Annotated in this window: 1 protein-coding gene; it reads right to left on the reverse strand. The window is 73.8% G+C overall.

Features of this window, described 5'->3' with window-relative positions; all coding sequences use genetic code 11:
* Positions 1–3,000, reverse strand: a 3,000-nt coding sequence (locus tag ACJ6WD_RS41225; RefSeq protein WP_407617804.1) for a polyketide synthase dehydratase domain-containing protein, incomplete at both ends; no start/stop codon positions are given.

Raw genomic sequence — 3,000 nt, forward strand, 5'->3', positions numbered from 1 at the left:
CCACACGACCGCACCAAATGCCGAGCCAACACACCACCCAAACCACCCGTACCACCCGTCACCCACACCGTCCCGTCGGGTTGCCAGCTGCGGGGCAGGGTGAGCACGAGCTTTCCGGTGTGCTTGGCCATGCTCATGTACCGGAAGGCGTCCTTGGCGTGCCGAACGTCCCAGGTGCGGACGGGGAGGGGCCGCAGGGCGCCGGTGCGGAAGAGCTCCATCAGTTCGGCGAGCATGGTGCCGATGGTTTCCGGCGCCACCCAGGCGAGGTCGAAGGACTGGTAGGAGAGGCCGTCCGGGATCGCCTCGCGGATGTCGGTCTTGCCCATCTCCAGGAACCGGCCGCCGGTGCCGAGCAGTCCCATCGAGGCGTCGACGAACTCACCGGCGAGGGAGTTGAGGACGACGTCGAGGCCGCCGTCCCCGGCGATCCCGGCGAAAGCGGTCGCGAAGTCGAGGGTCCGGGACGACGCGAGGTGGTCCTCGGCCACACCGAGCTCCCGCAACACCGCCCACTTGCCCTCACTCGCCGTCGCGAACACCTCGGCCCCGAAATGGCGGGCGATCTGCACCGCGGCCATACCGACGCCACCGGCACCGGCATGCACCAGCACCTTCTCCCCCGCCCGCAACCCGCCCAACTCCGTCAGCGCGTAATACGCGGTCAGGAACACCAACGGAACGGAGGCGCCCGTCTCCCAGGACCAGTCCTCGGGCAGGTGGGTGAGGCGGCGGGCGTCGTCCACGGCGAGGGAGCCGAAGCTGCCGGTGATCATGCCCATGACGCGGTCGCCCGGAGCGAAACCGGTGACCTGCGGCCCGACCTCGACGACCACACCGGCCGCCTCCGAACCGAACAGCCCGGCGTCACCCGGGTACATGCCGAGCGCGTTCAGCACGTCCCGGAAGTTCAGGCCCGCGGCCCGGACCTCGACGCGGACCTCGTGGCCGGTCAGCGGAGCCAGCGCCGCCGGGTACGGGGTGAGGGCGAGGCCGTTGAGACTGCCCTTGGCCGTGCTGTCGAGTCGCCAGGCACGTTCGGCCGGCGGGATGAGGGCGGCGTCCGCACCGACGCGGGCCAGGCGACCGGCGAGCACGCTGCCGTCGCGCAGCGTGAGCTGCGGCTCCTCGGTGTGCAGCGCCCGGGCCAGCAGGCGCCCCCGGTCGGCGGCAGCGGCACCGCGGTCGTGCGTGCCGCCCGGGGCGGGGTCGCGGTCGATGAGGACGAAGGCGCCCGGCGTCTCGGACTGGGCGGAGCGGATCAGGCCCCAGACCGCGGCGGCGCCCAGGTCCGTGACGTCGGCGTCGCCGGCGGCCACCGCGCCGGTCGTGACGAACACCAGGCGGGAGCCGGCGAAGCGTTCTTGTCCGAGCCATTCCTGGACGAGGGCGAGGGCGGCGGCGGTCAGGGCGTGGGCGGCCTCGACCGGGGAAGCGGTTCCGGTTTCCGTTGCGGTACCGGAGGCGGTTTCCTTCGTGGTGGCGCTTCCGGCCGCGATTGCGGTTGAGGTGAGGGGGACCAGGACCGTGCTCGGGACCTGCGCGTCGTCCGCGGCGAGGGCGGCCAGGTCGGGGTGGGTGGTGGTGCGGATCCCGGCGGCGGTGAGGTCGGTGGCCAGGCCGGCGTCGCCCGTTCCGATGAGCGCGACGGCGGCCGGCGCGCGAAGGGCGTCCTGGGTGCCTTGGCCGTCGTGCGTCGCCGGTCCGGCGGCGCCCTCGGCCACCGGCGTCCAGTCCAGGGTGAACAGGGCGTCCCGGACGAGGCCCGTGGCGCCGGTCAACTGGGCGCCGGACACGCGGCGGGACACGAGGTTGTCGATGACGGCGACGAGCCGGCCGGTGGTGTCGGCGACGGCGAGGGCCACGGACCGCCCGTCGTCGCCCGTCGGGGTCAGCCGGACGCGCAGCGCCGTGGCGCCCGTGGCGTGGAGGGTGGCGCCCTCCCAGGAGAACGGGAGTCCCCCGTTGCTCTCGTCTCCGTCGTGGGCGACGAGGGCGGCGTGCAGGGCTGCGTCCAGGAGTGCGGGGTGCAGACCGAAGTCGGCCGCGGCGTCCCCGGCGGCATCCGGCAGGGCCACCTCGGCGTAGACCACGTCACCGGCGCGCCAGGCGGCGCGCAGGCCCTGGAAGACCGGGCCGTAGCCGAAACCGAGCGCGGTGAAGCGGGCGTAGCAGTCGGCCGTGTCGAGGGGGGCGGCGTCGGCCGGCGGCCAGGCCGTGGCGTCGAAGGGCGAGCCGGCGGGGGTGGTGCCGCTGGTGGTCGTCAGGGTGCCGGTGGCGTGGGCGGTCCAGGACGCGTCGGTCGCGTGCTCGGGCCGGGAGTGCACGGTGACGGTGCGGCGGCCGGTGTCGTCGGCGACGCCGACCCGGACCTGGGTCCGCACGGCCCCGCGTTCGGGAAGGGCCAGCGGTGCGGCCAGGGTCAGTTCCTCGACGCGGTCGCAACCGACCTCGTCGCCCGCCCGGAACGCCAGCTCCAGCAGGGCGGTCCCCGGGAGCAGTGCCTGGCCCATCACGGAGTGGTCGGCCAGCCACGGATGCGTCTGGAGCGACAGCCGCCCGGTGAACAACACCCCCTCGCCGTCGGCGAGTTCGACCGAACCGTTGAGCAGTGGGTGTTCGGCGGCGGTCACGCCGACGGCCGCGGCGTGCGCGGTGGACGGGGTGCCGATGGGCCAGTAGGTGGCGTGTTGGAAGGCGTACGTCGGCAGGTCGACGCGGGCGGCGCCGGTGCCGGCGAAGAACGCCGACCAGTCGATGCGAGCCCCTGCCGCGTGGAGGTGAGCGAGTGCACTGAGTGCGGCGGTCTCTTCGTCCCGGTCCTTGCGGAGGACCGGGACGGTGACGATGTCGGTGTCGGAATCGGCCTCGGTGTCAGTATCGGTGTCGGTGTCGGCGGTCAGCGTCTGCTGGGTCAGCGCGGAGAGGACGCCGTCCGGGCCGAGTTCCAGGAAGGTGGTGGCGCCGTGGTCGGCGAGGGTACGGACGCCGTCGGCGAAA

Source organism: Streptomyces sp. VTCC 41912, assembly GCF_045799175.1.
Taxonomy (GTDB): Bacteria; Actinomycetota; Actinomycetes; order Streptomycetales; family Streptomycetaceae; genus Streptomyces; species Streptomyces albulus_C.